The following is a 24,577-nucleotide window of genomic DNA, read 5'->3' as shown; positions in this document are numbered from 1 at the left end:
GTGCTACATCAGGATCGCCAGCAGGATCGGCAGGTAGACCAGCGACAGCAGGGTGGAGCAGAACACCAGGCTCGCCACGTACTGCGGCTCGCGTCCGGCCTTCTGGGCGAAGAGGTAGTTGAACACCGCGACCGGCATGCTCATCTGCAGCACCAGGATGGCCAGCGCCATGGGCGGTAGCGCCAGCAGGGTGCCGATGCCCCAGGCGACCCCGGCGGCCACCGGGATGCGCAGCAGGCTGAAGCCGATGCCGGAGCCGAGGTTGCGGGCGTGGATGCTGGCCAGCGAGACGCCCAGGGTGATCAGCATCAGCGGCACCGTGAAGCCCGAGATCAGATCGACGCTGTTGGCGAGCCAGCGGGGCAGGTCGGTGTCGCTGAGCAGCAGCCCCAGGGCGATCAGGATGGCGTAGACCACCGGCGTCTTCGCCAGCGCCTTCAGCGGGTTGCCGCGGCTCGCCAGCAGGGTCCCCAGGGTGAACTGGAACAGCGAGACCGTGACCATCACCGTGATGCCGAACGCGAAGCCGGCGCTTCCGAAGGCGTAGAGCACCACCGGCAGGCCCATGTTGCCGGTATTGGGGTACATGGTGGGGGCCAGCAGCACCCGCCAGTCCTTGCCCAGCAGCCGTGCCAGCAGGAAGGCCATGCCGGCCATGGCGGTGAGCACCAGCGCCGTGGCCAGCATGGTGCGCCCGAAACTGCCGGCATCGATCTCGGCGCCGGAGAGCGAGGCCAGTACCAGGGCCGGGGTGCCGATGTTGAACACCAGTCGGGTGACGAAGGCCACCGGGAAGTCGTGGCCGAGGCGCACCCAGACGAAGCCGAGCCCCGCGCCGGTGAGCACGGGCGCCATCACGGCGAAGAGTTCGGCGAGCATGGGCGGCATCCTTGCGTGGCGGTGGGAGCAGGCCGCGTATTGTCGTGAATGCTGGCCCCTCGGGGCAACTCCGGCGTGCCGCCGGCATGAAAGGGCCCCGGCAAGGGCCGGGGCCAAGGATCGAAACGCCAGCCTCTTCAGGTTAGAACGTGTAACTGGCGGAGAGCCAGAGCCGTCGACGCGAGCGGCGCCTTATTTCGCTCCGCAAAAAGCCCGGTCGATGACCGGGCTTGAAGGGCGGTAAGCGGCCGAGCCGTCATTCGGCGGGGCGGTCGGCGGCCTCCTGGGTCTGTTCGCCGACGTTCTCCAGGGCCTCGCCGATACTGTCCAGGGCCCATGACGCGCCTTCCTGGGTGGATTCCCAGGCGCTGGCGGCGCCCTCCTTGGTGTCTTCCCAGGCCTGCTGGGCCCCTTCCCGGGCGTTCTGCCACCAGTCGTTGGTGTATTGCGGCTGCTGGGCGATCTGCTCCTCGCTCAGGTCGACATTCACCCGGTACTCGATTTCCTCGAGGCTATTGCCGTCCTGGGTCGCGACGGTGAACTTCCCGGTCTCGATCACGAACTGCTGGTTGCCCTGGAAGTCGAGCAGATTGCCGGTGTCGATGACCAAGGCGCGGACCTGCATGTCGTTGTCGAGCAGGATGTCCTCGACGTCGCCGATCTGTTCGCTGCCGGAGGTGGCGTAGACATCGGCATCGAGCAGTTCGTTGGCCGAGTAGAGGCCTTGGGGCTCGGCCAAGGCGCTGCCGGTGACGGCCAGGCCGCCGGCGAGCAGCGCTCCGAGGGTGGCCTGCTTGATGGTGTGATTCAGCGGTGTGCGTTGGGCCATGCGTTCACTCCTTGTGATCCGTGTAAGGTCCATGTGATCAACAGCGTCTTTCGACGCCTCACTTACGTTAGTGTGGCCAGCGGCCGGCGAGTTCAATGGCGAGCCCGCCGCGGGGTCCGATCATCGGCGCCCGAGGCCCCACATGAAGTAGGCGCCGCCCAGCAGCGAGGCCACCAGGCCGGCGGGAATCTCCGCGGGGAACAGCAGCTGGCGGCCCAACCAGTCCGCCAGCACCATCAGCAGGGCGCCGATCAGCGCGGCCCCCAGCAGGTGGGTGCGGGCCCGGGAGAAGCCCACCAGCCGCGCCATGTGGGGCGCCAGCAGGCCGACAAAGGAGAGCGGGCCCACCACCAGGGTGGCGCAGGCGGTCAGCAGCGCGACCAGCAGCAGCAGCGCCAGCCGGGCTCGCTCGACCCGTACCCCCAGCGCCGCGGCCGTGGCCGCTCCCAGCGGCAGGATATCCAGCCAGCGGGCGAAGGGGCGTGCCGCCAGGGACAGCACCACGGCGAGGCCCGCGACCACTGTCGCGCTGACGGGGTCGATGTAGTAGGTGGAGCCCGAGAGCCAGGCGATGACCTGCTGGCCGCGGGGGTCGCCGCCGGCCAGCACGATGGCGCGCACGGCGTCGAACAGGGCGGTGATGGCCACGCCGCTGAGCAGCAGCCGTTCGGGCACGAAGCCGCTGCGCCGGTTGAGCATGACCAGCACGGCCAGGCTGGCCAGCGCGCCCAGGGTGCCGGTAGCGACCAGGGTCAGGTTGCCGGGGGCGGGCAGCAGGAAGAGCGCCGCGATCAGGGCGATGGCGCTGCCGCCGCTGATGCCCAGCACCTCGGGGCTGGCCATGGGGTTGGCGGTGAGGCGCTGGATCAGGGTGCCGGCGATGGCCAGCATCATCCCGCTGGCCACGGCGGCCAGCAGCCGTGGCCAGCGCCACGTCAGCACCGCCTCGTCGAGGGTCGCGAACCAGCCGCCGGCCGCCTGGCCCAGCAGCAGCGCCAGCAGAAGCGCGGCGAGAAGGCCCAGTGCCAGGCCCGCGACCAGACGCCCGGGAGTGGGATGGCGCGGTGCCAGGGCCGTGGCGGCAGCGGGCGGGCGCCCGGCCTCGAGGCGCAGCCGGGGGATCAGCCACAGCAGCAGCGGCGCCCCCAGGGCGGCGGTAGTGGCCCCGGTGGGGATCAGGGTGGGCAGGGTGCCGGCGAAGCGCTGCAGCAGCAGGTCGGTGGTGGCGAGCAACAGGGCGCCGAGCAGTGTCGACCAGACGAGCCGCGCCCCCAGGCGGCGCGCGCCGGCCAGGCGCACGATGTTGGGCGCCGCCAGGCCGATGAAGCCGACCACCCCCACCTCGCTGACCACACAGGCGGTGAGGAAGACCGCCAGCCCCAGCCCCGCCAGGCGCAGGTGCTTCAGCGAGACGCCCAGGCTCCTGGCGCTGGCATCGTCGAGCTCGAGCACCGTCAGCGGCCGCAGCAGCAGCCAGGCCGCCAGGCCGCCCAGCAGCAGCCGCGGGGCCAGGAAGGCGGCGTCGCCCCAGCCGTTCTGGGCCAGTGAGCCGGCGCCCCAGATCAGCAGCCCCTTGAGGGTCTCCTGGTGGAAGAGCAACAGCACCATGCCCAGGGCCCCGGCGTAGAGGTTGACCACCAGGCCGGCGAGGACCACCACCGCGGGGGAGAGGCCGCGGCGCCAGGTCAGGGCGAAGACCAGCGCCATGGCGCCGCCGCCGCCGGCCAGGGCCACCCATTCGCGCCCGGCCAGCAACAGGCCCGGGGCGAGCAGGGTAGCGGCCATCAGCGCCAGGTTGGCGCCGCTGGCCACCCCCAGGGTGGTGGGGGCGGCCAGCGGGTTGCGCAGCACCTGCTGCATCAGCACCCCGGCCAGGGCCAGGCCGCCGCCGGCCATCAGCGCCATGGCCAGCCGCGGCCACCAGCTGTAGTGGCGCACCAGCGCCTCGGTGCTCTCCGGCGTCGCCGTCGCCAGCGCGCGCAGGCCCTCGAGGAGCCCCTCCTCGGCGAGCGATCCCAGCACCAGGGCCAGCAGCACCAGGCCCGGCAGCAGGCAGACGAGGGCGGGCGCGTGGCGGCGGGCGGCCTCAGTCGCCATGGGGCGCGTCCTCCAGAGCGGCGACCAGATGCTCGGCGAAGCGCTGCGCCGAGGGCAGGGCGCCGAAGCTCCATACCGGGGGCAGGGTGATCAGGCTGTCATCGCGCACGCTGGGCTGCTGCTGCCAGAGGCCGCTGTCGGCCAGCGCCGTCTCGACGCCCACCGGGTAGGGCTCGACCACCACCAGCCGCGCCTCCAGGCCGGCCAACTGCTCGAGGCCGACCAGCGAGAAGCCCCAGGCGTTGGTCTCGCCGTGCCAGGCGTTGTCCAGCCCCAGGCGGGCCATCACGGCCTGGTAGAGGCCGCCCTCGCCGAACACCCGGACATGGCGCTCGTCCATGAACTGCACCACCAGCAGCGGCGACACCCGCTCGGGCAGTCGCCGCCGCAGGGCCTCCAGTCGCGTCTCCGTCTCGGCGATCAGCCTCTTGGCGGCCGCCTCCCGCTCGGCCAGGCGACCGACCTCGCGGCTCAGCTCGCGCAATTGTGGCCAGGTCTCGCGGCCCGGGGAGTAGAGCGGCAGGGTCGTGACCGGGGCGATGCGCGACAGCCGCGGCGCCAGGTTGGCGAACATCGGCGAGATCAGGAGGCGGTCGGGCGCGAGGCTCGCCAGCAGCTCCAGGTTGGGCTGGCTGCGCAGGCCGAGATCGACGGTGGCCTCGGGCAGGCGCGGCGCGCGCACCCAGGCATGGTAGGCGTCGCGCTGGGCGACGCCGGCCGGCGTGACGCCCAGCGCCACCAGGGTCTCGGCCAGGGTCCAGTCGAGGGTGGCGATGGCCGGCTGGGCCTGAGCGCGGGTCGTCGGCACCAGCGCCAGGACCAGCAGCAGCCCAGGAACGAGACCGCGAAGCAGCCGGGCGAGCGCGTCAGGCATGGACCAGGGCGACGGGATGATGGCCGGCGGGATGCGCCATCACGCGCATGGGGATGCCGTAGATGGCCTCCAGGGTGGCCTCTTCCATCAGCTCGGCCGGGGTGCCCCGGGCCAGCACGCGCCCGCCGTGCAGGGCGACCAGGTGGTCGCAGTAGCGCGCCGCCATGTTGACGTCGTGCAGCACGATGACCACGCCGAGCCCCAGCGTCTCGCTGAGCTCGCGGATCAGCGTCAGCACCTCCACCTGGTGGGCGATGTCCAGCGCGGCGAGCGGCTCGTCGAGCAGCAGGAAGTCGCTGCCCTGGGCAAGCAGCATGGCCAGCCAGACCCGCTGGCGTTCGCCGCCGGAGAGGGTGTCGACCAGGCGGTCGGCGAAGGCCTCGGTGTGGGTCGCGGCGATGGCCCCCTCGATGGCCGCCGCGTCCTCGCGGGTGTGACGGCCCAGCAGACCTCGCCGGGGGTAGCGACCCATGCCCACCAGCTCGCGGCCGAGCAGGTTCTCGGTGGCGGGCAGCTGCTGGGGCAGGTAGGCCACGCGGCGGGCGAACGCGCGCTGGCCCCAGCGGGCCAGGGGTCGGCCGGCGAAGGCCAGCTCGCCTCGGCTGGCCGGCTGCTGACGGGCCAGCAGCTTGAGCAGGGTCGACTTGCCCGAGCCGTTGTGGCCGATCAGGCCGTGCACCCGGCCGCCCTCCAGGGTCAGGTCGGTAGCGGCGAGCAGCAGCCGGTCGGCGATGGCGAAACCGGCTCCGCGCAGTTCGAACATGCAGGACGCTCCTTCGACGGGCCCCGGACGGGGCGGGCGATGGGCGCTACCTTACCTCCGGTGATAATGGTTATCAATAAGATCTGTTTCGGGCCGGCCGCCTTCCCGGTATGCTGTGGCGTTTCACCCTCCAGGACCCCCGCTCCCCATGCCTGATGCCACCACCTCCAGCTTCCGGGCCCTGGCGCGCCTGCTGCGCTATGCCCGCGGCTATCGCCGCCGGATCCTCGCCGCCAGCGCCTGCTCGGTCATCAACAAGCTGTTCGATATCGCCCCGGAGATCCTCATCGGTGTGGCCATCGACGTGGTGGTCAACCAGGAGCAGAGCTTCGTGGCGGGGCTCGGCTTCGAGTCCGCCCGGGAGCAGATCCTGATCCTTGGTGCGCTGACCTTCTTCATCTGGGCCGGGGAGTCGCTGTTCGAGTACCTCTTCCAGGTGCTCTGGCGCAACCTGGCCCAGCGGCTGCAGGCCGACCTGCGCCAGGACGCCTACGAGCATGCCCAGCGGCTCGACATGGGCTTCTTCGAGTCGAGGAGCTCCGGCCAGCTGGTGGCGACCATGAACGACGACGTCAACCAGCTCGAGCGCTTCCTGGACGGCGGCGCCAACGCCATGATCCAGGTCGGCGTCACCGTGGTGGCGGTGGGGGCGGTGTTCTTCGTGCTCTCGCCGCTGATCGCGCTGCTCGCCTTCACGCCGATCCCGCTGATCGTGTGGGGCGCCTTCTACTTCCAGCGCAAGGCCGGGCCGCTCTACGCCGAGGTGCGCGAGCGGGTCGGTGACCTCTCGAGCCGGCTCTCCAACAACCTGGCCGGCATCGCTACCATCAAGAGCTTCACCGCCGAGGCTCGCGAGGCCGAGCGGCTGCGCCTGGCCAGCGAAGCCTACGTGGAGGCCAATCGGCGGGCGATCCGCATCAGCTCGGCCTTCATCCCGGTGATTCGCATGGCGATCCTGGCCGGCTTCCTGGCCACCTTCACCGTGGGCGGGATGATGGCCCTGCGGGGTGACCTGAACGTCGGTGCCTACGGCGTGCTGGTGTTCCTCACCCAGCGGCTGCTGTGGCCGCTGACCGGCCTGGCCCAGGTGATCGACCTCTTCGAGCGCGCCATGGCCAGCACGCGGCGTATCCTCGACCTGCTGGCCACGCCGATCCGCGTGCGCGACGACGGCGGGCGGGCGCTGGTCGAGCCGGTGCGCGGCGAGGTGGCCTTCGCCGACGTGAGCTTTCGCTACCCGGGCAGCGGCGAGGGGGTCAGCGAGGTCCGGCTGGAGGTGCCGGCGGGCCATACCCTGGCCCTGGTCGGCGCCACTGGCTCGGGCAAGTCGACCCTGATCAAGTTGCTGCTGCGCTTCCACGACCCCCAGGCGGGGGAGATCCGCATCGACGGCCAGCCGATCCGCACGCTCGAGCTGGCCTCGCTGCGCCGGGCCATCGGCCTGGTCAGCCAGGACGTCTACCTGTTCGAGGGCCCGGTGCGCGACAACATCGCCTATGGCCGCCCCGATGCCCCCGATGCCGATATCATCGCCGCGGCGCAGACCGCCGAGGCCTGGGAGTTCATCCAGGCGCTGCCCCAGGGCCTGGACACCCCGGTGGGGGAGCGCGGCGTGCGCCTCTCCGGCGGCCAGCGCCAGCGCCTCTCGCTGGCCCGGGCGCTGCTCAAGGACCCACCGATCCTGGTGCTGGACGAGGCCACCAGCGCCGTGGACAACGAGACCGAGGCGGCCATCCAGCGCTCGCTGAAGCGCATCGCCCACCAGCGCACCGTGATCATGATCGCCCATCGGCTCTCGACCATCGTCCATGCCGACCAGATCGCCGTGGTCCACGGCGGGCGAGTGGTCGAGCGCGGCACCCATGGCGAGCTGCTGGCGCGCAACGGGCGCTATGCCGCCCAGTGGCGGGTGCAGACCGGCGAGATCGAGGTAGCGGACGCGCCCCTGGCCTGATCTTTTTTCCCTTCCCTGTATCCCTTTCGCCACCGGCGGCCCTGGGGCCGCCGGTGGCGTCTACCGCCCGGCTCTCGCCGCCTCCCGGTGAAGAATACCTCCTCTATTAACACCTCAAAAGAGAAGTGTTCCTGGTTGTTTTAGCTAATGCGACTCATTATCATGCGCATTCCCGTTTTATAAGAACCGAAGGCTTGCTCAACCATGTCCCATCCCGCTTTCCGCCCCATCGGGGACGATCCCCTGGCCCAGGCCGTGCGCCGGGCCCTCGGCCTGGCCACCGCCGGTGCCTTCGTGCTGGTCTCACCCTCCCTGCTGGCCCAGGAGGCCGGATCCGCCGAGGAGCTCGAGACGGTGACCGTCGAGGCCGAGGCCCTGTCGGTCATCACCGAGGGCACGGAGCGTTACCGGGTGCCGCTCACCAGCACCGCGACCAGGCTCGACCTGACGCCCCGCGAGACGCCCCAGTCCGTCTCGACCGTGACTCGGGCGCAGATCGACGACTTCAGCCTCGACACCACCAACGACGTCCTGGAGAGCACCCCCGGGGTCACGGTGGAGCGCCTCGAGACGGATCGCACCTACTTCACGGCGCGGGGCTTCGAGATCTCCAACTTCCAGGTCGACGGGGTGCGCGTGCCGATGCCCTACAACAACGTGCACGGCGACATGGACACCGCGATCTACGACCGGGTGGAGGTGGTGCGCGGCGCCACCGGCCTGATGTCCGGCTCGGGCAACCCGGCGGCGACGGTCAACTTCGTGCGCAAGCGGCCCACGTACGAGCCCCAGGCCTCGGTCTCGGCGAGCCTCGGCGCCTGGGACCAGCGGCGCCTGGAGGCCGATGTGGCGGGGCCATTGGATCAGGCGGGGCGCGTCCGCGGGCGCCTGGTGGCGGCGGGGATGGAGAGCGACTCCTACCTGGACCGGCTGAGCCGCGAGCGGGGGCTGCTCTACGGCGTGCTGGAAGCCGATGTCACCGACAGCACCTTGGTGACCCTGGGCCACACCTGGCAGCAGAACGACACCGACGGCAACATGTGGGGCTCGCTGCCGCTCTATGATTCGGCCGGCAACCCCACCGACTACGATGTCGCGACCTCCTCGGCGCCCGACTGGTCCTACTGGGACGTGGAGACCCACCGCAGCTTCCTCGAGGTGCAGCAGGAACTCGGCGACCGCTGGTCGCTGAAGGGCACGCTCACCCACCTGGACATGCGCTCCGACACCCAGCTGCTCTACATCTACGGCACGCCCGATGCCACGACCGGGCGCATCGCCGACAACCAGCTGACCCTTAGCCGCTACGACCGCCATCTGGAGCAGTGGGTGGCCGACCTGCATGCCAAGGGCGACGTCGATGCCTTCGGGCGCAGCCACCAACTGGTGCTGGGCACGGACTGGAGCCAGAGCCGCAACCAGCAGCTCTCTCGCTACCCCACGGCGAGCTTCGATGCGGGCGGCCAGGGCCTTCCGCCGCTGGACGACTGGAATGGTGGCTACCCCGAGCCGACTGTTTGGGTCGGCGATTCCGGTGATGGAGGCGATGCCACGGTCAAGGAGCGCAGCCTCTATGGCGCGGCCAAGCTGGACCTCGCCGAGCGCTGGACTGCGGTGGCCGGCGCCCGGCTAAGCTGGCTGGACACAGTGGGCCGGCAGTATGGTGCACCTCAGGATAATAGCGTCGACAGCGAGCTGACACCCTATGCCGGCCTGATCTATGACGTCACCGACCAGGCATCGCTTTACGCCAGCTACACCGAGATCTTCAACCCCCAGACTGAAATCGACAGAAACGGTGAGATGCTGTCTCCTTCCGAGGGTGAGAGTTACGAGCTAGGCGTGAAGGCCGATGTATTCGATGGCGCAGCCGATGCTTCTTTGACCGTTTTCCGTACGGAACAAAATAACTTCGCGCAGGGGACTGGCGAGTATCTGGGTGTTCAAGAAATCCACCAGGAAGAAGACATCACCAGCGAGGGTGTCGAGGCCACACTCGCCGGCGAGCTGGCCCCGGGCTGGCAGGCCAGCGTCGGCTATACCTACCTGGAGGTCGAGGATGCCGACGGCGAGGCCACCAACACCTACATCCCGCGCCATCTGGTGCGCGCTACCACCAGCTACCGGCCGGCCGCCCTGGACGCCCTCAAGGTGGGCGCACGGCTGCGCTGGCAGGACGATATCGAGCGTGACCGTGACCTCGCCGAGGGCAAGACCCGCCAGGAGGCCTATGCCCTGGTCGACCTGATGGCGAGCTACGACTTCAGCGACAGCCTGACCGGTTCGCTGAACGTCAACAACGTCACCGACGAGAAGTACCTGACCAGCCTCAAGTGGGACCAGGCCTTCCACGGCGCCCCGCGCCATGTCATGGCCAACCTGACCTGGCGCTACTGAGCCCATCAGCGGCGAGTCATGCCAAGAGGGCCCACCCCGGCAGCGGGGTGGGCCCTCGCGTGGGTGTGGCGATCAGGGCGTCTCGGCGGCACGGGTCCTGTCGCGGCAGGTCAGCGGGCAGTTCCCGCAGACGCCCAGCTCGTCGATCAGGTAGCGAATGCAGCACAGGCGACGCACCCGCCGGGGGGCATCGTCATCGCCCTCGACATAGCGCACCGGGCGATGGAGCGGGTTGCGCCGGCCGTCGGGAAGATTGCGACTCGCCAGCAGCGCCAGGGCGGGCTCAGCGACGTCCGCTGCGGCCATGGGATGGTCGGCCAGGGCGCTAGCGAAGTACTCAAAATAGTTGCCGGCGTTGCTCCAGAACACCTTGGGTGAGGCGCCGCTGGCCGCGGCCAGGGCCTCGACCAGTGGCGTCAGGTGGCCGTCGAGCAGGGTGGCGAAGCGCGAATGGGAGTCGAGCTCGGCCAGGGGCCGGCCAGCATGATGCAGCACCAGGCCGGTGGTCTGCCCCTCGGGAGATTGCTGGAGATGGAGCTCGTCGAGCCCCAGCGGCAGGTCGCGCTCGAGCAGCAGGTTGGCCGCCAGGCCATGGCCGCAGAGGCTGCTGAAGTGCCACTTGGACCACAGCGAGGCCACCGCCCGGCGGTCGCCCTGAGGGTACTGGGCGCCGAAGCGTGCCAACAGCGCGTCCAGGTAGGCCGGGTCGAGCAGGTCACGGGCCGGCATGCCGTCGGACGCTGCCGACGCGATCGTCGGCGCGGCGAGGTGCTGCAGGGGGCCGACGTAGAGCCGGGCCAGGGAAGAGGGCATGGCGAGACCACCGGAGCCGCGGAAAGCCTCATTATACAAACAATAATCATTATCAATAAAGGGCTGTGCCGGCATCATGGGAAGGACAGAGCCTGCCGGGGTAGCCCCTCAGCGCCGCACCAGCATGGCGTCGAGAAGGACCGGTACCTCGTCGCCGATCTGCTCGTAGCCGAGCAGCAGCAGCACCGAACGCAGCGTCGGGTTGGCCATCAGTTCGCGGCCATCCAGCGCCACGCGCTCGGCGTTGGTGACCCGGACCCGACCGGCGGACTCGCGGGTGAAGCGCACCGCCAGCGGCTCGCGGTGGGTGGTGCCGCCGGACTGCACCGAGAGCTCGAGCACCTCCACCAGCGACTCGCCCACGGCCAGCGCCTCTAGGCGCTGGGGCGGGAAACGCGTGCTCACGGTGGCCAGCGGCTGCTCGGTGAGGCCGGAGAGCCAGGGCGGCAACGGCCCCATGCGCTCGACCACATCGCTCTGCGCCAGCCGCAGGGGCAGGCGCAGGGTGCCGTCCGCCTCGGCGGTGCCGGCGAGGCGACGCACCTCGTGCTGATGGGCAATGGGACCCGTCGGGGCGATCTGCACCACGGTTGCGGCCACCCGCGAGCGTTCGGGGTCCAGCTCCCAGGCGGCGGCTGCCGGCAGGGCCAGCAGCAGGGCGAACAGCGCAGTGCCAAGGGCAGGGAAACGGCGATGGGGGAAAGGTCGCACCGGTCGATCTCCAGATGGGCAGGCCACCTGCAGACCACGGTCGGGGAAGGAAGTGCCGCGGCGGGAGATTCGGCCAGCCAAGGTCTGCCGGCTATGGTCACCTTCATCGCCATTCGCTATCATACGGCGGCGCCGCTCGGCGCCATCCGCTGCAAGGGCCTATAGCTCAGTTGGTTAGAGCAGGGGACTCATAATCCCTTGGTCGCTGGTTCTTATGTGGGGATTGGAAGTTTAGCGAATATGGGTGGTGTGGTAGATTATCCACCCATTCTCTCAGGGCCGTTAGCTCAATTGGTTAGAGCAGAGGACTCATAATCCTTTGGTTACAGGTTCGATCCCTGTACGGCCCACCATATTTTTTCAATAAAATCAATAGCTTGAGTGTGGCGAGGTCGGGTGATGACGTAATCCCGATCATGACTTGTGCGGTTGCAAGATCTTGCTTGCGTCGTCGGGCTCTCCACGTTCAGGCAATGTCGACTGACCTGCTGTTCATTGCACTGCCCCAGCGAAATCGTACCCGCTAAGCGCGTGACCTTAGCATCGTTGGAGAAGGTGTATGCCACGTTGATGCGTAGCTTTCCTTCTTCATCTAGGCTTGCTCGGAAATCTGTCAAGACCGGCTTCGGAAGTGGCCCTTGTGAAAGGCGAGGAATGCCAGCACAGCTGTTCTTCATAACAGCCTGAAGTCAAACAGGGTCTGTGTAACCAGATCGCATAAGCTTCTGTTTTTTTGAGTCTTTCTTTCTATCTCTATCCTGACCTGCGTCTTGTGTGAACATCTGTGTAAGCCACCTCGACTCCTGCCGAGATGCTCTGGTGCGAGGAGTCATGCTGTGACTCACAATGTTGGACAGATATACAGCGCACCCTCATCCCCTTTTTAAGGGCCTGCCCGATGGATATGTGCACAGCTACCGTTTTGGCTCATGGGGCGTGAATGAGACAAAATCGCTTCCCTCGTAGGTAATTGCTACCCAGTTGATGTCGCATGGAAGGTGGCTCATTGAGTAGACCTTGTGAGCCATCGGTCGCAGTGGCACCAAAACATGGATCAAAGCTGTTGAAATACAATGAGCTATTCTCTACTTATGAGCTAAAGATTGTGAGCCATTATCGAGGGTCAGCAAGCCATGTCCGCTCGCATTGCCTATGTCCGAGTCAGTACCAATGATCAGACCGTCAGTGCTCAGCGCCACACCATCGAGAACCGCTATAAGGTGGACAAGTGGTTCAGCGATGAGGCGACCTCTGGGGCTATCAAGGCTAAGGACAGGAAGGGGTTCGGGCAGCTCCTAGGCTACGTTAGGGAGGACGATACCCTGGTGGTCTATGCCATCGATCGCCTGGGCCGAGATACCATCGACGTATTGGAGACGGTCGAAAGGCTGAAAGCCAAGGGTGTCACGGTGGTTTCTATCCGAGAGGGCTTCGATCTGTCTACTCCCGTGGGAAAGGCTATGCTGACCATGTTAGCCGCCATGGCGGAGATGGAGCGTACCAACATCAAGGCTCGACAGATGGCCGGGATCGAGAGGGCCAAGGCTGAAGGTAAGAACCTGGGGCGTGAGAAGGTGATCGATGACGCCGCCGTGGTCCAATGGCGCCAGGATAACAATGCCAGCATTAAGGGTACAGCGGAGAACTTCGGTATATCAACTGCGTCGGTGAAGAGAGCTTGTCGTTCATTAAAGATGAACAGCTAAAAAAATCATATACTTCCATTAATTTATGCATTGTGGAAAGGTCATCCCTCCACTTTCCTCTCCCCCTAATGATGAAATTTATCCATTCACACTTATAGCTCCGCTTACTCTTCAATGAGGTGCTTTAGCTTAAGTGTCGGGCCCTGTGTGATTAACCACCAGCTTGGTAAATAATTCAGGGCATTTAGCCTCCCATTCTTTCATCTCGGCAATCGGTGATTGATGGGGCAGCTCCACCTGAGGGATATGGTGAATGTACAGCCAACAGTACCGCTTCAGCGTCAGTTCTAGATCCTCACCTGATACATAGCGTCGAGTGGCCAGCACATCGCTGATGCGACCGTTGAAGCACTCCATAATGCCGTTCGTCTGAGGCCGCCCAGGCTTGATCAAGCGATGCTTGATGCCATGTGCCTGGTACTCCTGGTCAAACGAATGCCGGACGCTGGGCTTGTGCTCACCGGCCCGTGTGAAGCGATCGGTAAAGGATTTGCCGTTGTGAGTCAGCACCGTCTGGATCATGCAGGTCGCCTTCTCTTCCACCTGCTTAATGAACGCGCGAGCAATTTCGCGGACTGGCTGCTTCGGATCTCCAGATTCACCCACCGCGTTGCCCGGCCGATGTCCACGTACAGGTAGCGCTTCTGCTGCTCGTCAGGCATCTGGCGCAGGTGCTTGATGACGATGCGCACATACCCCGGTTCGTAGCCCTTGAAAGGCTTGTGCCGGGGGTGTCATCACCACCGACATCTTGCTGGGTCAACGCCACCTGCGTCGGCACGTCACGCCGCGTGAACATGCGGTGCAGGCCTTAGCGAGTCAGCCGAGGGTTCAGGAACTCAGGTGCCACGGCGAGCAGATCGTCTAGCTCGAGGCGAAGGAATTCATGAGCCGCAATCAGCACCTCCTCCTGCTCAAGAGTCAGCATAGCCAGGAGGTTGTGACGCGTGTGCGGTAGGTCATGGACTTCGTCACGGTACCGCCAGCGTAGGGTAGTCGCGGTGGAGACGGCGTACTGGCGAGCCAGCACGCTATCCATGATGCTGGAGGGCTGCCTGGATCTCGGCACGGATCGTCATGTGTCGTCGTCGCTTGTTTATGCAGCTTGATGTCCATGTCTGTGCTCCCGGATGAATTGCTGTAGAAGATCCTCGCCAATAGAAAGTAACTTCTATGGCTCATCTGATCATCAGGGGCCCCCACCTTATCCAAAGCATGGCTCCCATACGCCAGGCTAATAAAAATTAGATTTAATTTACAATATATTAAATTGTACTAATCCTCGGCGTCTGCTAGCTTCCAAAAGACTCTATTCATGGGAGGTCAAGGTGAAGCATTTCAACATTGTTGGGAAGGGCCTCAGGGCAGTCCTGATTGGTCCTGGCGGTAGCGTGTCTGAAGCTTTTGTTGAGTACAAGAGGTACATTTCGAGACATCCTGATATTGGGATGTCAACAATGGAAGCATATTTAAATCATATTGGTATATTCATAGAGTTTATTTATGCAGCGTCAAAAGCAGGAATTTCCTATGAGGAGCAAAATTTGGAAAACTTGATGATTCTTTATCAAGGGTATCTGTTGGATGCTTCTGATAGTGAGGACCCGACCATAAGGGAAACAGCATGCTATACAGAAAGAAAGAAAGGGTGTACACCACAATCATTGCCAGTTATTGAGTCAGCTTTACTGCATTTTTTGGAGATGATTGATATCCAAGTTAGAGAGAACAGGAAAGAGTCCCTTTTCAGCGTATATCTCCCGAATATGATCGAAAGAGTATCAAGTAAAGAGTCAGCACGAATAAGAACTGTCGGCTGGTTAGGTGGTGTGATCCGTGGGGGGACCAATAAGAATAAAAATCGTAGAGTCAGGCTATTTTCCATGTCAAGGATGCCTGCAAAAAAGCCAGGCTTAAAAGTTATGGATGAAGATTATGCGTTCCCATGGAATAAAATTCCAGAACTATTGAGTTCATGTAACTCGTATAGAGATAGGGCTTTATATTCACTTCTGGCTGCGTCAGGTATTAGGACGCATGAAGCACTGCAAATTCAATTCAAGCATGTAGCGCGACATGAAAGACTTGATACGATAAAAATTATAAACCCCTTTATTGATAGTTCGGGTTCGGCTGGTCTATCTGAATCAGAAATGTCAAAACTTAGATTTAAAGGTAGAGCAAATCAAACAGCGTATCTCATAGAGCCATGGAAAACTGTATTTTATAAAGAGCTGCAAAAATATCTGAGCTTTGAGTACAAGGTGAATGTAAGCCACAATTATGTTTTCCAGATTCTACAAGGAAAGAACAAAGGGAGACCATTTTTCCTGTCAAATAGAAAAGATAGAATATCAACCTTTAGAAAACTTGCAAAATCAATAGGGGTTGAACTGCCTTGGGGAGTATCCATTCATTCTCTTCGACATGCATGGGGTTTTTACATGCTTAATGATTTCCCTACCAGTAACGGCAAAGGACTGCCAAAAGCAATAGTAAGTCAAATGTTTGGTCATGTAAGTATATCAAATACAGAAATTTACGCAAAACATGATGAAGAGGTAATAATAGACCAGATATTACGGGCAGAAGAAGAGGTGTATAAACACAATTGTACTTATTCAGTAGGAGTTGCGAATGATTAATATGACAGATGAGCTAGTGATTGTTCAGCGAGGAGATCAGCTCGAGGAAACAATTCGGCTGTCCATTAATGAAACAGTTGAGATTTTAAAGGTTAGCTATAATATAAAATCTGATGTAAAACCATATCAAGTTACGGCGGGCAGGGAAAATCAACTCAAGGAGTTGGCTTTTTTAAGGTACATCCCCCCCTTTAGTAAGATAAAACATACTGAGGAATGGTTGGTAGAGTTTTACAAGCTAGTATGTAGCGGTGGACGAAGAGGATACGTTTCAAAAATAGATTCAGGGAAGCTTTCACACCTGATTAACGAGGGTGAGATACCGGAAACGCTCTGTAATCCTCTGATTCGCGGGATGCGTTTCTTCTTTCTTTGTCTTTGGAAAAATAGAGCAGTTCTTTTGACGATGAATTTTGTATTGCCTTCTACGAAAAGAGACAGTGATCCTGCGAGGATAATTTATCCAGACCTACTATATGCAGCCAGGTCTCCGATGATGAAAGGTGATGTTGACAACGACAGAAGCTTAATACCATATTTAAAGCATACAGCATACAAAAATGTATACTGGTATTATTGGAGACCAATTGTATGTTCGGACTGGCATGTAATTGAGGATGTAAGTAATGAAGATTTGATCACATATTTTGAAGAAATTAGGAGGAGAAATGAGAATGGAACCAAAAAGACAAGCTATCCAGTATCAAGCAGTGGGTTTCTTGGAGTGCTATATAAAAAATATGGCGACCGTTGCAAATTTGACATTGGCAAGGTAAGCAAGTTCAATCCAAGAGCAGAAAGAAGTACAAAAGATTTAGGGTTTGAAGTGGACGTCTTTGCCACTAATACAGACTTTTCAGAACAGAAAGATTCGTGGTTAAATCTAGAAAAATCTTACATGAAGCTTCTTGAAAAACAGTATTCGAGAAGTAAGCTTAAGCAAGCAGGACAATCTATATCTAAGTTGAATGCTTATTTGTTTACAGTGCTGCCGCAGGCAGGTGGTTCTCCTCCATATCCGAAAGACTTCAACAGGAGGTTCTTAGATGGAATCGAATACCCTAGCATGACAGATGAAACAATAGTCAATACATCTCTGTTTGTTAACCTTCAACAATTTTTCAATCACATAGAAAGTGTCTCAGAAAGCTTTTACGGAGCAGAGGGGTTTACAAACCCACTGTTAAAGCTTGATAAGCCTCGAGAGAAAAAAAGGCAGGCAACGAACAAAAAAACATTTAGCATAGATGATTTTAGATTTATCTATGAGATTGTTTACAGCATCAGTGAGATGAGTTGGCATATTAATAGCACTATTGCAGACGGAGTGGGCTTGAATTACATTTCTTCGGGCGGTGTGGAAATGTACAAAGGGTTATCACAGAAAATAAAATCTGTCTCAGATTTAGTTTACTTTGATAATGCAAACTGGCATATTAGGAGCCATGTTTCACCTACAGAGAATTTGAATATCCAGAAAGTACTTCGTGCCAACATCTTTGAAAATACTTTACGGAAGAATAGTAATCGCTCTGTAGTTGACATGGAGGAGTTTGGGTATGTCCCTTTTATTTCGTATCAACGTTTTTCTGATGATAAGATATTGATGGTACCATTAAAGTTTATTCCAACTAAAGTTTTGAAAGTAATATCGGTTCAATTGAAAGGTGCGACTCGCTATTCACCATTTCTAGCAATGCAAAATATCAACCAGATCGTTGCGGCATTAGAAACTGGATTGCGCCATATTACAATAAGATGGTTGGATAAAAAAACGTATAGGCACGGAGATGTTGATGAAAACAAGGTATATTTTAATCTCCATGTGAATTCAGACAAGGTTCAAAATAGCTGGATAAGACCAACATCAAAAAAGCTTTTACAAGTATTGGATAGGCAGGTTGAAAGTCACAAGTGGATTGATGATGATCTTGTAAATCACGAGATTAATTATAACTACGAAAAAAATACAAGGCATGGTAGGATCTACCCTGTTTTCATAAGATATGATAAAAAAGAAGTATATGGAGAGCAGGTAGTTAGTAACTACTACAATAGTCTTATGTGTTTTGTGTCACTTGTCAAGATTGCAATTGGAGAGGCCCCGCTTGAAAGTATTGGCAATAATATAAAGGCTCTAAAGCTTTCTAGTAAGGAAGGGTTCGAGTCTGCCTGGAAGAATGTAGATACATTTAAGAGTAGGTTTACTCCGCATGGGACTCGAGCTAGTGTTGTCAGTATAATGTCAACAGCATTGCCTGCTGATATCATAGGTCAGTTCATTACAGGACATGTTTCAGTTGATACCGTTAGGTATTATATTTCTGTTAACATTGATATGATGAGCCAGATGGGCCTGATAAATGATGAAGAGACTCAAAATAAAGTCCAAAAAGTGTTGGCATTGATAACACCATTAAAAATTCATGCGGACAGTAGAGACTCTAAGATCAGGAGGCTCTTAACGCAAGGGAATGAATCAATTTCAACTGTGATGAACGATTTTGGAGGATGCTCTTTTTCCCAAGAGATGGATGATAAATACGTATCTGGAATTGATGAAATAAGGAGTGTCGATCGTAGTCAGCTAGCATTTCTTCCGACACATATTTGTCCGCTTGAAAATGAATGCCCAAGAAGTATCAAGGCGAGTATAGGGGAGAAACAGTGTGGTCAATGCCCATATAGTGTTAAAACGGTAGATCACTTGCCGGGGATTCAGGCCAAATGCCGATATTTAGCGCGCGAGTTGGATGCTACTAAAAAGATTATGAAAAACCATAAAAAGAATAATGGAGAAGGAGAGCAATCAGAAGTGATTCAAAAAAAATATATGAAAATGGCTAGCGAGCTTGCTGCATGGACATTGACAGAGAGAATTCTGAGGACAAACTACGAACAGCTAAAGGATAAGGTTTTAGTGAATAAGCCAGAGTTGCTAATGGGGGCCGTGGAAGAAAGAGAAGTTCCAGTAGACTGGCTAAGTAAACTGCTAATAGAATGCGAGGATGCCGTAGCCTATCCAGAATTGTCTAATAGTACTCTTGAAGCGAATGTATTGAGATGTAGAACTAGGATTGTAGCATCTAAGAATGAGCTTGCAGAGTACTATGGTGAAAATGATGATTATGACCCTGTAGAAGGATTTCGGCACCATGTAAGAGCATTCTGTCTAGCCACAGGAAAAGCTCCAAGCGAGTTGGTAAGTTACGTAGAGAATAACGAAACTAAATCTCTTTTGACAGAGAATGCCGGGATGTCATCAAGCAATCTGATTCCAAAGCTGTAAAGGGAGAGTTGTTGGTTATGGCGGGAAAAGACAAAGAAGTTGAGCTAGGAGCTAGGAAAGGAGAAAATAGATTTAAGTGCTATCAGGAGAACATGAAATTAAAAAGAGTTGTAGCAATAAAAGAAGCCCTACGGAAAGCAAAGGCTCTCAGGGTTAGCTTTACGTCATTCTCCCACCTTGCTGATTTTGTGGTGAGCGAGATAAAGCTGGGTGATAATGAAGAAAAAAAAGTTTCCATAAGTAAAAGTACTTTGTATAGGACGCCTGACTACAGGTATCTTATTAATAATTTTTTAGATTCATATAATGATGCTTTTGACAAAGCATCTAAGTCAAGCCAAAATTTAAAAGACTTTTCCCTCATGTTAAAAGTGAAGATGCTTGAGGCCGAAAATTCACGCCTTAAGCTGTTTATCGAAAACAGCTTGAGCTTAGAGGATGGTTTTAAAGAAAGTCACATGTCAGGTGGGAACATTATAGGCATGGGCAGTGATAAGACTATAGTTTCTAACAATGGTGGAGATAGAGGTGTAAGGGAAAGCGGAGAGCTTGATGCAGCTGGAAAACTATGCTCTCTAATTGAAGCCATGGTATACAAGTCTGAGTATTTTTATGAAGTTAAGGATGGAATGGTTGTTACAAGTGCGTATGGTGAAGAGGATGAATTGGTAGGGGATGTAGATATCCAAGAACCTTTTAGGGAGTGGTTCTTGAGTAGGTATCATTCAGATCATTAGTGAGCTTTTAACCGAGTAATGTATTCAAAAAGCTTGACCTCTTACTGAAGCTCATTGTGGATCTGAGCTGTAACTGCTGAAAGCACGATAATGAAAAAGCATTTTGATGAAGCTCAACGTATTTTGACCTACAGCTTCGGTCAACACAGCTCCTCCTTCCGCGAAGGCCTGTTATATGCAGTAGCTTAGTGTTTAGCTGGTAAGCCCGAAGCCACCTAGTTGCGAAATCGTGACAAAGCCTGTCAGTACAAACACGGCACACTTGAGCGTGACGCCGGGCAGCGCTGCAAGGTCAACGTCGCCGTCGACACGCTGGGTTATTCGCGGCTCTTCCATGCTTGGGCGGCGCCCTGCCAGGATGCCGAGCACACCTATGAGGCGCTGGTGCAGGCCTTCCGCCACTTTGGGGGCGTGCCGTGCACATTTCTGGTCGATAACCAGAAGGTGGCAGTTCGAGAAGTAGGTCCATCTGAACCAGCTGCTCCATCTGAACCAGCTGCTCCATCTGTGGCTGGAGGAGGTGGCCGATCAGCGACCGCTGCGACAGTTTGCCAGGCCCCGGCCGAGCGCTACTGCGGACAGGTGGTCGTGATCTGGCTGAGCCTGGAGGACGAGCTGACCGTCTACTCGCAGAGCGGTGACGCCATCGCGCAGCACCGCCTGCAAATGCCACAGGCCGATTGGCGCACAGTCCCGGAGCACCATGCCGCCCTGTGGCAGCAGACCCTATCGGTACAGCAGCGTGACCTGCGGGTCTACGAGGAGGTGCTCTGATGGCCCTGGAACAACTACTCAACCGCCTGAAGATGGAGGACCACCTCCAGTCCTCGCTCGACAGCCTCTGCGAGCACGCCAGCAAGCAGGACCTGAACTACCGCGAGTTCCTGGAGCAGGCCCTGCTACAGGAATGGGGCGGGCGCCACCAGAAAGGGCTGGAGTCCCGCCTGAAGCAGGCTAGGCTGCCGTGGATCAAGACCCTGGAGCAGTTCGACTTCAGCTTCCAGCACAGCATCGATCACAAGATCGTGCGCGATCTTGCCGGCCTGGGCTTCGTCGAGCGCGGGGAAAACGTCGTGCTGCTCGGCCCGCCCGGTGTCGGTAAGACGCATCTGGCAGTCGCCTTGGCGGTGAAGGCCGCCGAGGCCGGCCACCGCGTGTTGTTCATGACCCTGGATCGGCTGGTCAGCACCCTGATGCGCGCTCGCCAGGAGAATCGCTTGGATCGGCAGCTCCAGCAGCTGACCTATCCCAAGGTGCTGGTGTTGGACGAGATGGGCTACCTGCCGATGACCCGCGAGGAGGCCAGCTTGTTCTTCCGCTTGATCAACCGACGTTACGAACGGGCCAGCACCATTCTCACCTCGAACAAGTCGTTCAAGGACTGGGGCGAGATCTTTGGCGACCAGGTCATCGCCACGGCGATCCTGGATCGGCTACTGCATCACTCGACCACGTTGAACATCAAAGGCGAGAGCTACTGGCTGAAGGATAAGCGTCGAGCCGGCCTGGTGACGACACCTGCTACGAAGGAGGACGAGCCCTCACACGCCCCTGACCCGGTACCGATGAGTTCAGACTGATGAAAACCGGACAATCTGAATTGATGAAAACCGGACAATCTGAATTGATGAAAAGCGGACAATCTGAATTGATGAAAAGCGGACAACCTTCATTGGCGTTGACACCAGCAAGGCGATGTTCTTCTGGGCGCGTGAGCGGAAGGTCACGCTGGCCTTCATCCAGCCTGGCAAGCCGACACAGAATGCCTTCGTCGAGAGCTTCAACGGCAAATTCCGGGATGGCTGTCTCAATCAGCACTGGTTTCTGAGCCTGACCGATGCCCGATATGAAATCGACCAATGGAGAGCCCACTACAACCATGTCAGACCGCACAGCTCGCTGGGCTATATGCTGCCCGTCGCCTATGTCCAGCGGTGTGCATGAAGGGGCGGTTTCTCACATTGTGGGTGGACTAGATCAGGGGGAAGGTCACTGAGACGCCGGTCTTGCTGATTAGGTCCATAGAGAGAATTATCTTGTCAGTAAGTCTAAGCAACACCGTTCCTTCGTCGCTGCTTAGCTAAGCAACCTAGCCTTATGTCCGGCGACAGGCTTAACTCAACGATGTGTTGGCCGTGGGGACTGACGAACAGGCCCCCTCACTTCCTCGGTACCATCGTCTACGTTGAGCGTGCTCAGTCGATTCTCGTTAGGCAATAGCCGCTCATGGTGATAGTCGGTCAGCAGCGCCTGACCACGGTGAGCTGATGCTCTTGGCGTTCTACCATCACCTCGCACACGGATTAGCAGCTGATCAGGCAGAGACGCTGCGCCGACGCTTTTTGATCAATCCCAACGAGACCAGCGAGATGCTTTACAAGGTCGTTTTGTCTGATATTGACTGGCCAAGCTGATCTCGCTCATCGATGTGGTGCCGAGGCCGGAACTGCACAGCTCTCGCGTGATGGCCAACTATGAACTCATCAATGAGTGGTTCGAAGCTAGGCTTTGGTCCCCGGCAGGGTGACGATCGACGCGGAGTAGACTATCCTGCCCGTGACGCTTGTTGATGCACTCCTTGTAAAGCCCTCAGAAGTCGTTACCACTGCCATTAGCTGGCTCTTACAGGTGGGGTATTTTCCATCCTAGATTTCAACAAAAACCGTTGCAGGGGCGATGCACCGTTGACAGTGCTACTCAGCCTTTATGAGAAGAAGCGGTTTATTGATATTTGTTGTCATCAAAATTCACAGCGCTTTGATAATCGTCAATACCATATTCCTCTAGTTTGGACTCAACATTTCCCGTAATCATATCCCTGACTATTTCCTGCCCCCGCTCACTAACTGAGTATTTATCAAAAAACTCACTCAGGCTTTCATTGAATTCGTCGTCATTATCACCACTGAACTCCAAGCCGTTCTCGTCAATTTCAAAAGGCACGCGTTCGAATACCATGGCCTCTCTACTAATACCCTGCTTAGTAGCCATCTTACTTGGATCAATCACAATATCGACATCAAAGAATCCGCTGTTCCATTCTTCCTCAGTATAAATGCGAGCATCCACAGCGACGCTCACTTCGGGAACATTGAGTTCATCAGTCATTACTTCTTCAAAAGATCGGGAAAGATCAGATTTGTAGTTTGGAACTTCTTTCTCGACATATTCCTGCCATTCATCTATAATCATCACGGTGAAGTTACTTTTATCAAAGGTGTAGATACGGTACAAAGCATCAGTATCTTCATGACGTTTTTGAATGGTAGACACATAGCCCTCAAAGGCGCCCACATGTCTGCCATTTACTTCACAACGTCCAGTCCCGCAATAGGACGGTGTGTCGCTATCTTTATTTCCATTGAAGCAATGGACCTCTAGGCTGTTGCCAGAAATTGAGATGCGGCTCATATTTCATTTCTCCTTTGTGCATTGATGATATCAAAGAGTGTCGATAGTAAACACTCTCAGGATTTAGGGTTGTTCCTATTCCTTGGGTTGATTTTTTACCAGGGATTCTTCCGGAAAGCTATCAACTGTTAATTAAGAATGTGACATCTATGAAAAGCGATTCCAACATGCTTCCTCGCCCTTATGAAATCAATTGTTGCCTTGAAGATTAAGGCTGTTTCTCGAGCATTAGTGTAATCATGCTGAGTGTCATCAGGCTGAATTGCAAAAGTTAAAAAATCTATAGCCTCAGGTTCGGTGAATGAAGGCAAAGACTTGTCTAATCCAGCGCTAACTAGGTATTCAGCGATATTCTGCTGTAGATGGTCTTCAAGTGTCATGTCTTATCAACAAATTGTGGTTCTATTTTATTCAGGTGGCTGGGCCTGAGTCAATAATTTCGAAGAAAAGACTGGCAAATAACTAGATAAAAATCCGCAATAGGGTTTTGATTCAATATCTTTCGATTTCCTCGGTTTACTGGTTCCTCTCTAGGGATGGACGGGGGAGGCGTAGATACAAGCTATGGGCATTTATTGCCTTGCTCTGGCCATTGACGGCATAGGGACTTCGCCAATGAGACTGCTCGGAGGTTCCTACCTTTGCACGTAATGCCGTTGTAGCCATCATGCAGGCGAGCGAGAAACTGGGGGAACCGTGAAGCCAGAAAAGAGTTTTTAAGCTAGCCAGGCAGCATCGAAAAATGACTTTGGGGAGAGTGCCCACGAATGAGGTTTTGGCTTTGCCCCAGAATGATCGGTGAGCTACTGTGCCGGCTTGGCCGAAGGGAGATGAAACACTATAATTGGTCATTCGAACCATCTGATGATTCACTCTACACGCTGAGGATAGGGGCTCCGACCTCATCACTGTCGGGTGAAAGGCTGGGTAGGATCGGGCCGAATTCATAAATCAATTTATTCAGGAAATGCTTTTCGCGATCCGTCATGGTGTCCAGATCGATATCGAACCAGTGTTCGGTGTACCACAGGTGAGCTTCGTTATTCGTTATCTCGGCATCCGAAAGGCCATGCAGAAGGGCACTTTTGTTGAGTTGCGGATAGTCAGCCACTTTGACTCTGGCTTTTCCTGAGATCGGAGTGAGACGGGTAACAGGACGACCCCATGTATACGGTCTCTCAGCGCTATACGTCTGAAAAGTTCGATATTTCGGCACCAAGGGGCCAAATTCATTGATCAGGCTATTTATCAGCTCAATCTCATGATCTTTGAGAGAACGAATCGACACATACTCCCAAGTATTACTGTAGTGCTCGTATGCGTCTTGACGGGAAATGACTTTCTTGCTAGGAAAACTCCACAGAATGATGCGAAGCGAGATATAGTCATCTATACGTATCATGTTATCCATCTCTATAGCTCACAAGATGCGGAAAAATGAAAAATGGCAATAACCTAGCCCTGGAAGTGAT

The 24,577-nt window shown here is 57.5% G+C and carries 17 protein-coding genes, 1 tRNA gene and 2 pseudogenes; 10 read left to right on the top strand and 10 right to left on the bottom strand.

All coding sequences use genetic code 11. The annotated features are described in order from the left end of the window. Positions 1-3: 3 nt before the first annotated feature. The 5 genes from QLQ83_RS00185 to QLQ83_RS00165 all read right to left on the bottom strand — a co-directional run bounded on the left by QLQ83_RS00185 (position 4) and on the right by QLQ83_RS00165 (position 5,442). Positions 4-879: an AEC family transporter gene (locus tag QLQ83_RS00185; protein WP_282733564.1), complete on the bottom strand. Its 876-nt coding sequence runs from the start codon at positions 877-879 to the stop codon at positions 4-6. Positions 880-1,135: 256 nt separating this feature from the next. Then, positions 1,136-1,708, bottom strand: a complete 573-nt coding sequence (locus QLQ83_RS00180) for a PRC-barrel domain-containing protein (protein ID WP_282733563.1) — start codon at positions 1,706-1,708, stop codon at positions 1,136-1,138. Between the two features lie 120 nt (positions 1,709-1,828). After that, on the bottom strand, positions 1,829-3,805 hold the full coding sequence (gene fhuB / locus QLQ83_RS00175; RefSeq protein WP_282733562.1) for a Fe(3+)-hydroxamate ABC transporter permease FhuB: 1,977 nt from the start codon (positions 3,803-3,805) through the stop codon (positions 1,829-1,831). Continuing rightward, positions 3,795-4,679, bottom strand: coding sequence for an ABC transporter substrate-binding protein (locus QLQ83_RS00170; protein WP_282733561.1), 885 nt, complete (start codon positions 4,677-4,679; stop codon positions 3,795-3,797). The genes fhuB and QLQ83_RS00170 overlap by 11 nt, the downstream gene beginning before the upstream one ends. Then, entirely contained in the window at positions 4,672-5,442 is a 771-nt protein-coding gene (locus tag QLQ83_RS00165) for an ATP-binding cassette domain-containing protein (RefSeq protein WP_282733560.1), read from the bottom strand. Before QLQ83_RS00165 ends, QLQ83_RS00170 begins: the two co-directional genes overlap by 8 nt. A 148-nt stretch (positions 5,443-5,590) precedes the next feature. Between QLQ83_RS00165 and QLQ83_RS00160 the strand changes: the two genes are divergently transcribed. Both QLQ83_RS00160 and QLQ83_RS00155 read left to right on the top strand, forming a co-directional pair. Beyond that, a complete protein-coding gene (locus QLQ83_RS00160; RefSeq protein WP_282733559.1) occupies positions 5,591-7,396 on the top strand; it encodes an ABC transporter ATP-binding protein in 1,806 nt (601 codons plus the stop codon). Between the two features lie 204 nt (positions 7,397-7,600). Further along, entirely contained in the window at positions 7,601-9,793 is a 2,193-nt protein-coding gene (locus QLQ83_RS00155) for a TonB-dependent siderophore receptor (protein WP_282733558.1), read from the top strand. Between the two features lie 72 nt (positions 9,794-9,865). Here QLQ83_RS00155 and fhuF read toward each other — a convergent pair whose 3' ends face one another. Both fhuF and QLQ83_RS00145 read right to left on the bottom strand, forming a co-directional pair. After that, positions 9,866-10,606 carry a siderophore-iron reductase FhuF gene (gene fhuF, locus QLQ83_RS00150; protein ID WP_282733557.1) on the bottom strand — a complete coding sequence of 247 codons (741 nt, stop codon included), beginning with the start codon at positions 10,604-10,606 and terminating at the stop codon, positions 9,866-9,868. A gap of 108 nt (positions 10,607-10,714) precedes the next feature. Then, a complete protein-coding gene (locus QLQ83_RS00145) occupies positions 10,715-11,317 on the bottom strand; it encodes a hypothetical protein (protein ID WP_282733556.1) in 603 nt (200 codons plus the stop codon). Positions 11,318-11,593: 276 nt separating this feature from the next. On the opposite strand from QLQ83_RS00145, the gene QLQ83_RS00140 reads away from it, so the two are divergent. Then, positions 11,594-11,670 (top strand) — tRNA-Ile (locus QLQ83_RS00140). Positions 11,671-12,450: 780 nt separating this feature from the next. Continuing rightward, complete coding sequence (locus QLQ83_RS00135; RefSeq protein ID WP_282733555.1) at positions 12,451-13,023, top strand: recombinase family protein; 573 nt, start codon at positions 12,451-12,453, stop codon at positions 13,021-13,023. Positions 13,024-13,152: 129 nt separating this feature from the next. Here the strand turns inward: QLQ83_RS00135 and QLQ83_RS00130 are convergent. Beyond that, positions 13,153-14,139, bottom strand: a pseudogene (locus tag QLQ83_RS00130) (integrase core domain-containing protein). Between the two features lie 212 nt (positions 14,140-14,351). Here QLQ83_RS00130 and QLQ83_RS00125 point away from each other — a divergent pair. From QLQ83_RS00125 to QLQ83_RS00095, 6 genes and pseudogenes are all read left to right on the top strand, one after another. Next, on the top strand, positions 14,352-15,668 hold the full coding sequence (locus QLQ83_RS00125) for a site-specific integrase (protein WP_282733554.1): 1,317 nt from the start codon (positions 14,352-14,354) through the stop codon (positions 15,666-15,668). Then, the gene (locus QLQ83_RS00120; RefSeq protein ID WP_282733553.1) at positions 15,661-18,957 is read left to right on the top strand and encodes a V-type ATP synthase subunit E family protein; all 3,297 of its coding nucleotides are present in this window, start codon (positions 15,661-15,663) and stop codon (positions 18,955-18,957) included. The genes QLQ83_RS00125 and QLQ83_RS00120 overlap by 8 nt, the downstream gene beginning before the upstream one ends. Positions 18,958-18,974: 17 nt before the next feature. Next, positions 18,975-19,694: a hypothetical protein gene (locus QLQ83_RS00115; protein ID WP_282733552.1), complete on the top strand. Its 720-nt coding sequence runs from the start codon at positions 18,975-18,977 to the stop codon at positions 19,692-19,694. A gap of 588 nt (positions 19,695-20,282) precedes the next feature. Then, the gene (locus QLQ83_RS00105; protein WP_282733584.1) at positions 20,283-20,468 is read left to right on the top strand and encodes a hypothetical protein; all 186 of its coding nucleotides are present in this window, start codon (positions 20,283-20,285) and stop codon (positions 20,466-20,468) included. Further along, positions 20,465-21,274 (top strand): IS21-like element helper ATPase IstB, encoded by an 810-nt coding sequence (gene istB, locus QLQ83_RS00100; protein WP_282733582.1) that lies wholly within the window; start codon positions 20,465-20,467, stop codon positions 21,272-21,274. Before QLQ83_RS00105 ends, istB begins: the two co-directional genes overlap by 4 nt. Before the next feature lie 103 nt (positions 21,275-21,377). Next, positions 21,378-21,638, top strand: a pseudogene (locus QLQ83_RS00095) (integrase core domain-containing protein); the annotation flags it as partial. Between the two features lie 777 nt (positions 21,639-22,415). Here QLQ83_RS00095 and QLQ83_RS00090 read toward each other — a convergent pair. Together QLQ83_RS00090 and QLQ83_RS00085 are read right to left on the bottom strand one after the other, a co-directional pair. Next, positions 22,416-23,105 carry a hypothetical protein gene (locus tag QLQ83_RS00090; protein ID WP_282733551.1) on the bottom strand — a complete coding sequence of 230 codons (690 nt, stop codon included), beginning with the start codon at positions 23,103-23,105 and terminating at the stop codon, positions 22,416-22,418. 874 nt (positions 23,106-23,979) lie between these two features. Further along, entirely contained in the window at positions 23,980-24,516 is a 537-nt protein-coding gene (locus tag QLQ83_RS00085; RefSeq protein WP_282733550.1) for a hypothetical protein, read from the bottom strand. Positions 24,517-24,577: the final 61 nt, after the last annotated feature.

Source organism: Halomonas rhizosphaerae, from assembly GCF_030010555.1.
In the GTDB taxonomy this organism is placed as follows: domain Bacteria; phylum Pseudomonadota; class Gammaproteobacteria; order Pseudomonadales; family Halomonadaceae; genus Halomonas; species Halomonas rhizosphaerae.
The sequence above is the reverse complement of the archived record's forward strand: the minus strand, read 5'-3'. Positions and strand labels throughout refer to the sequence as shown.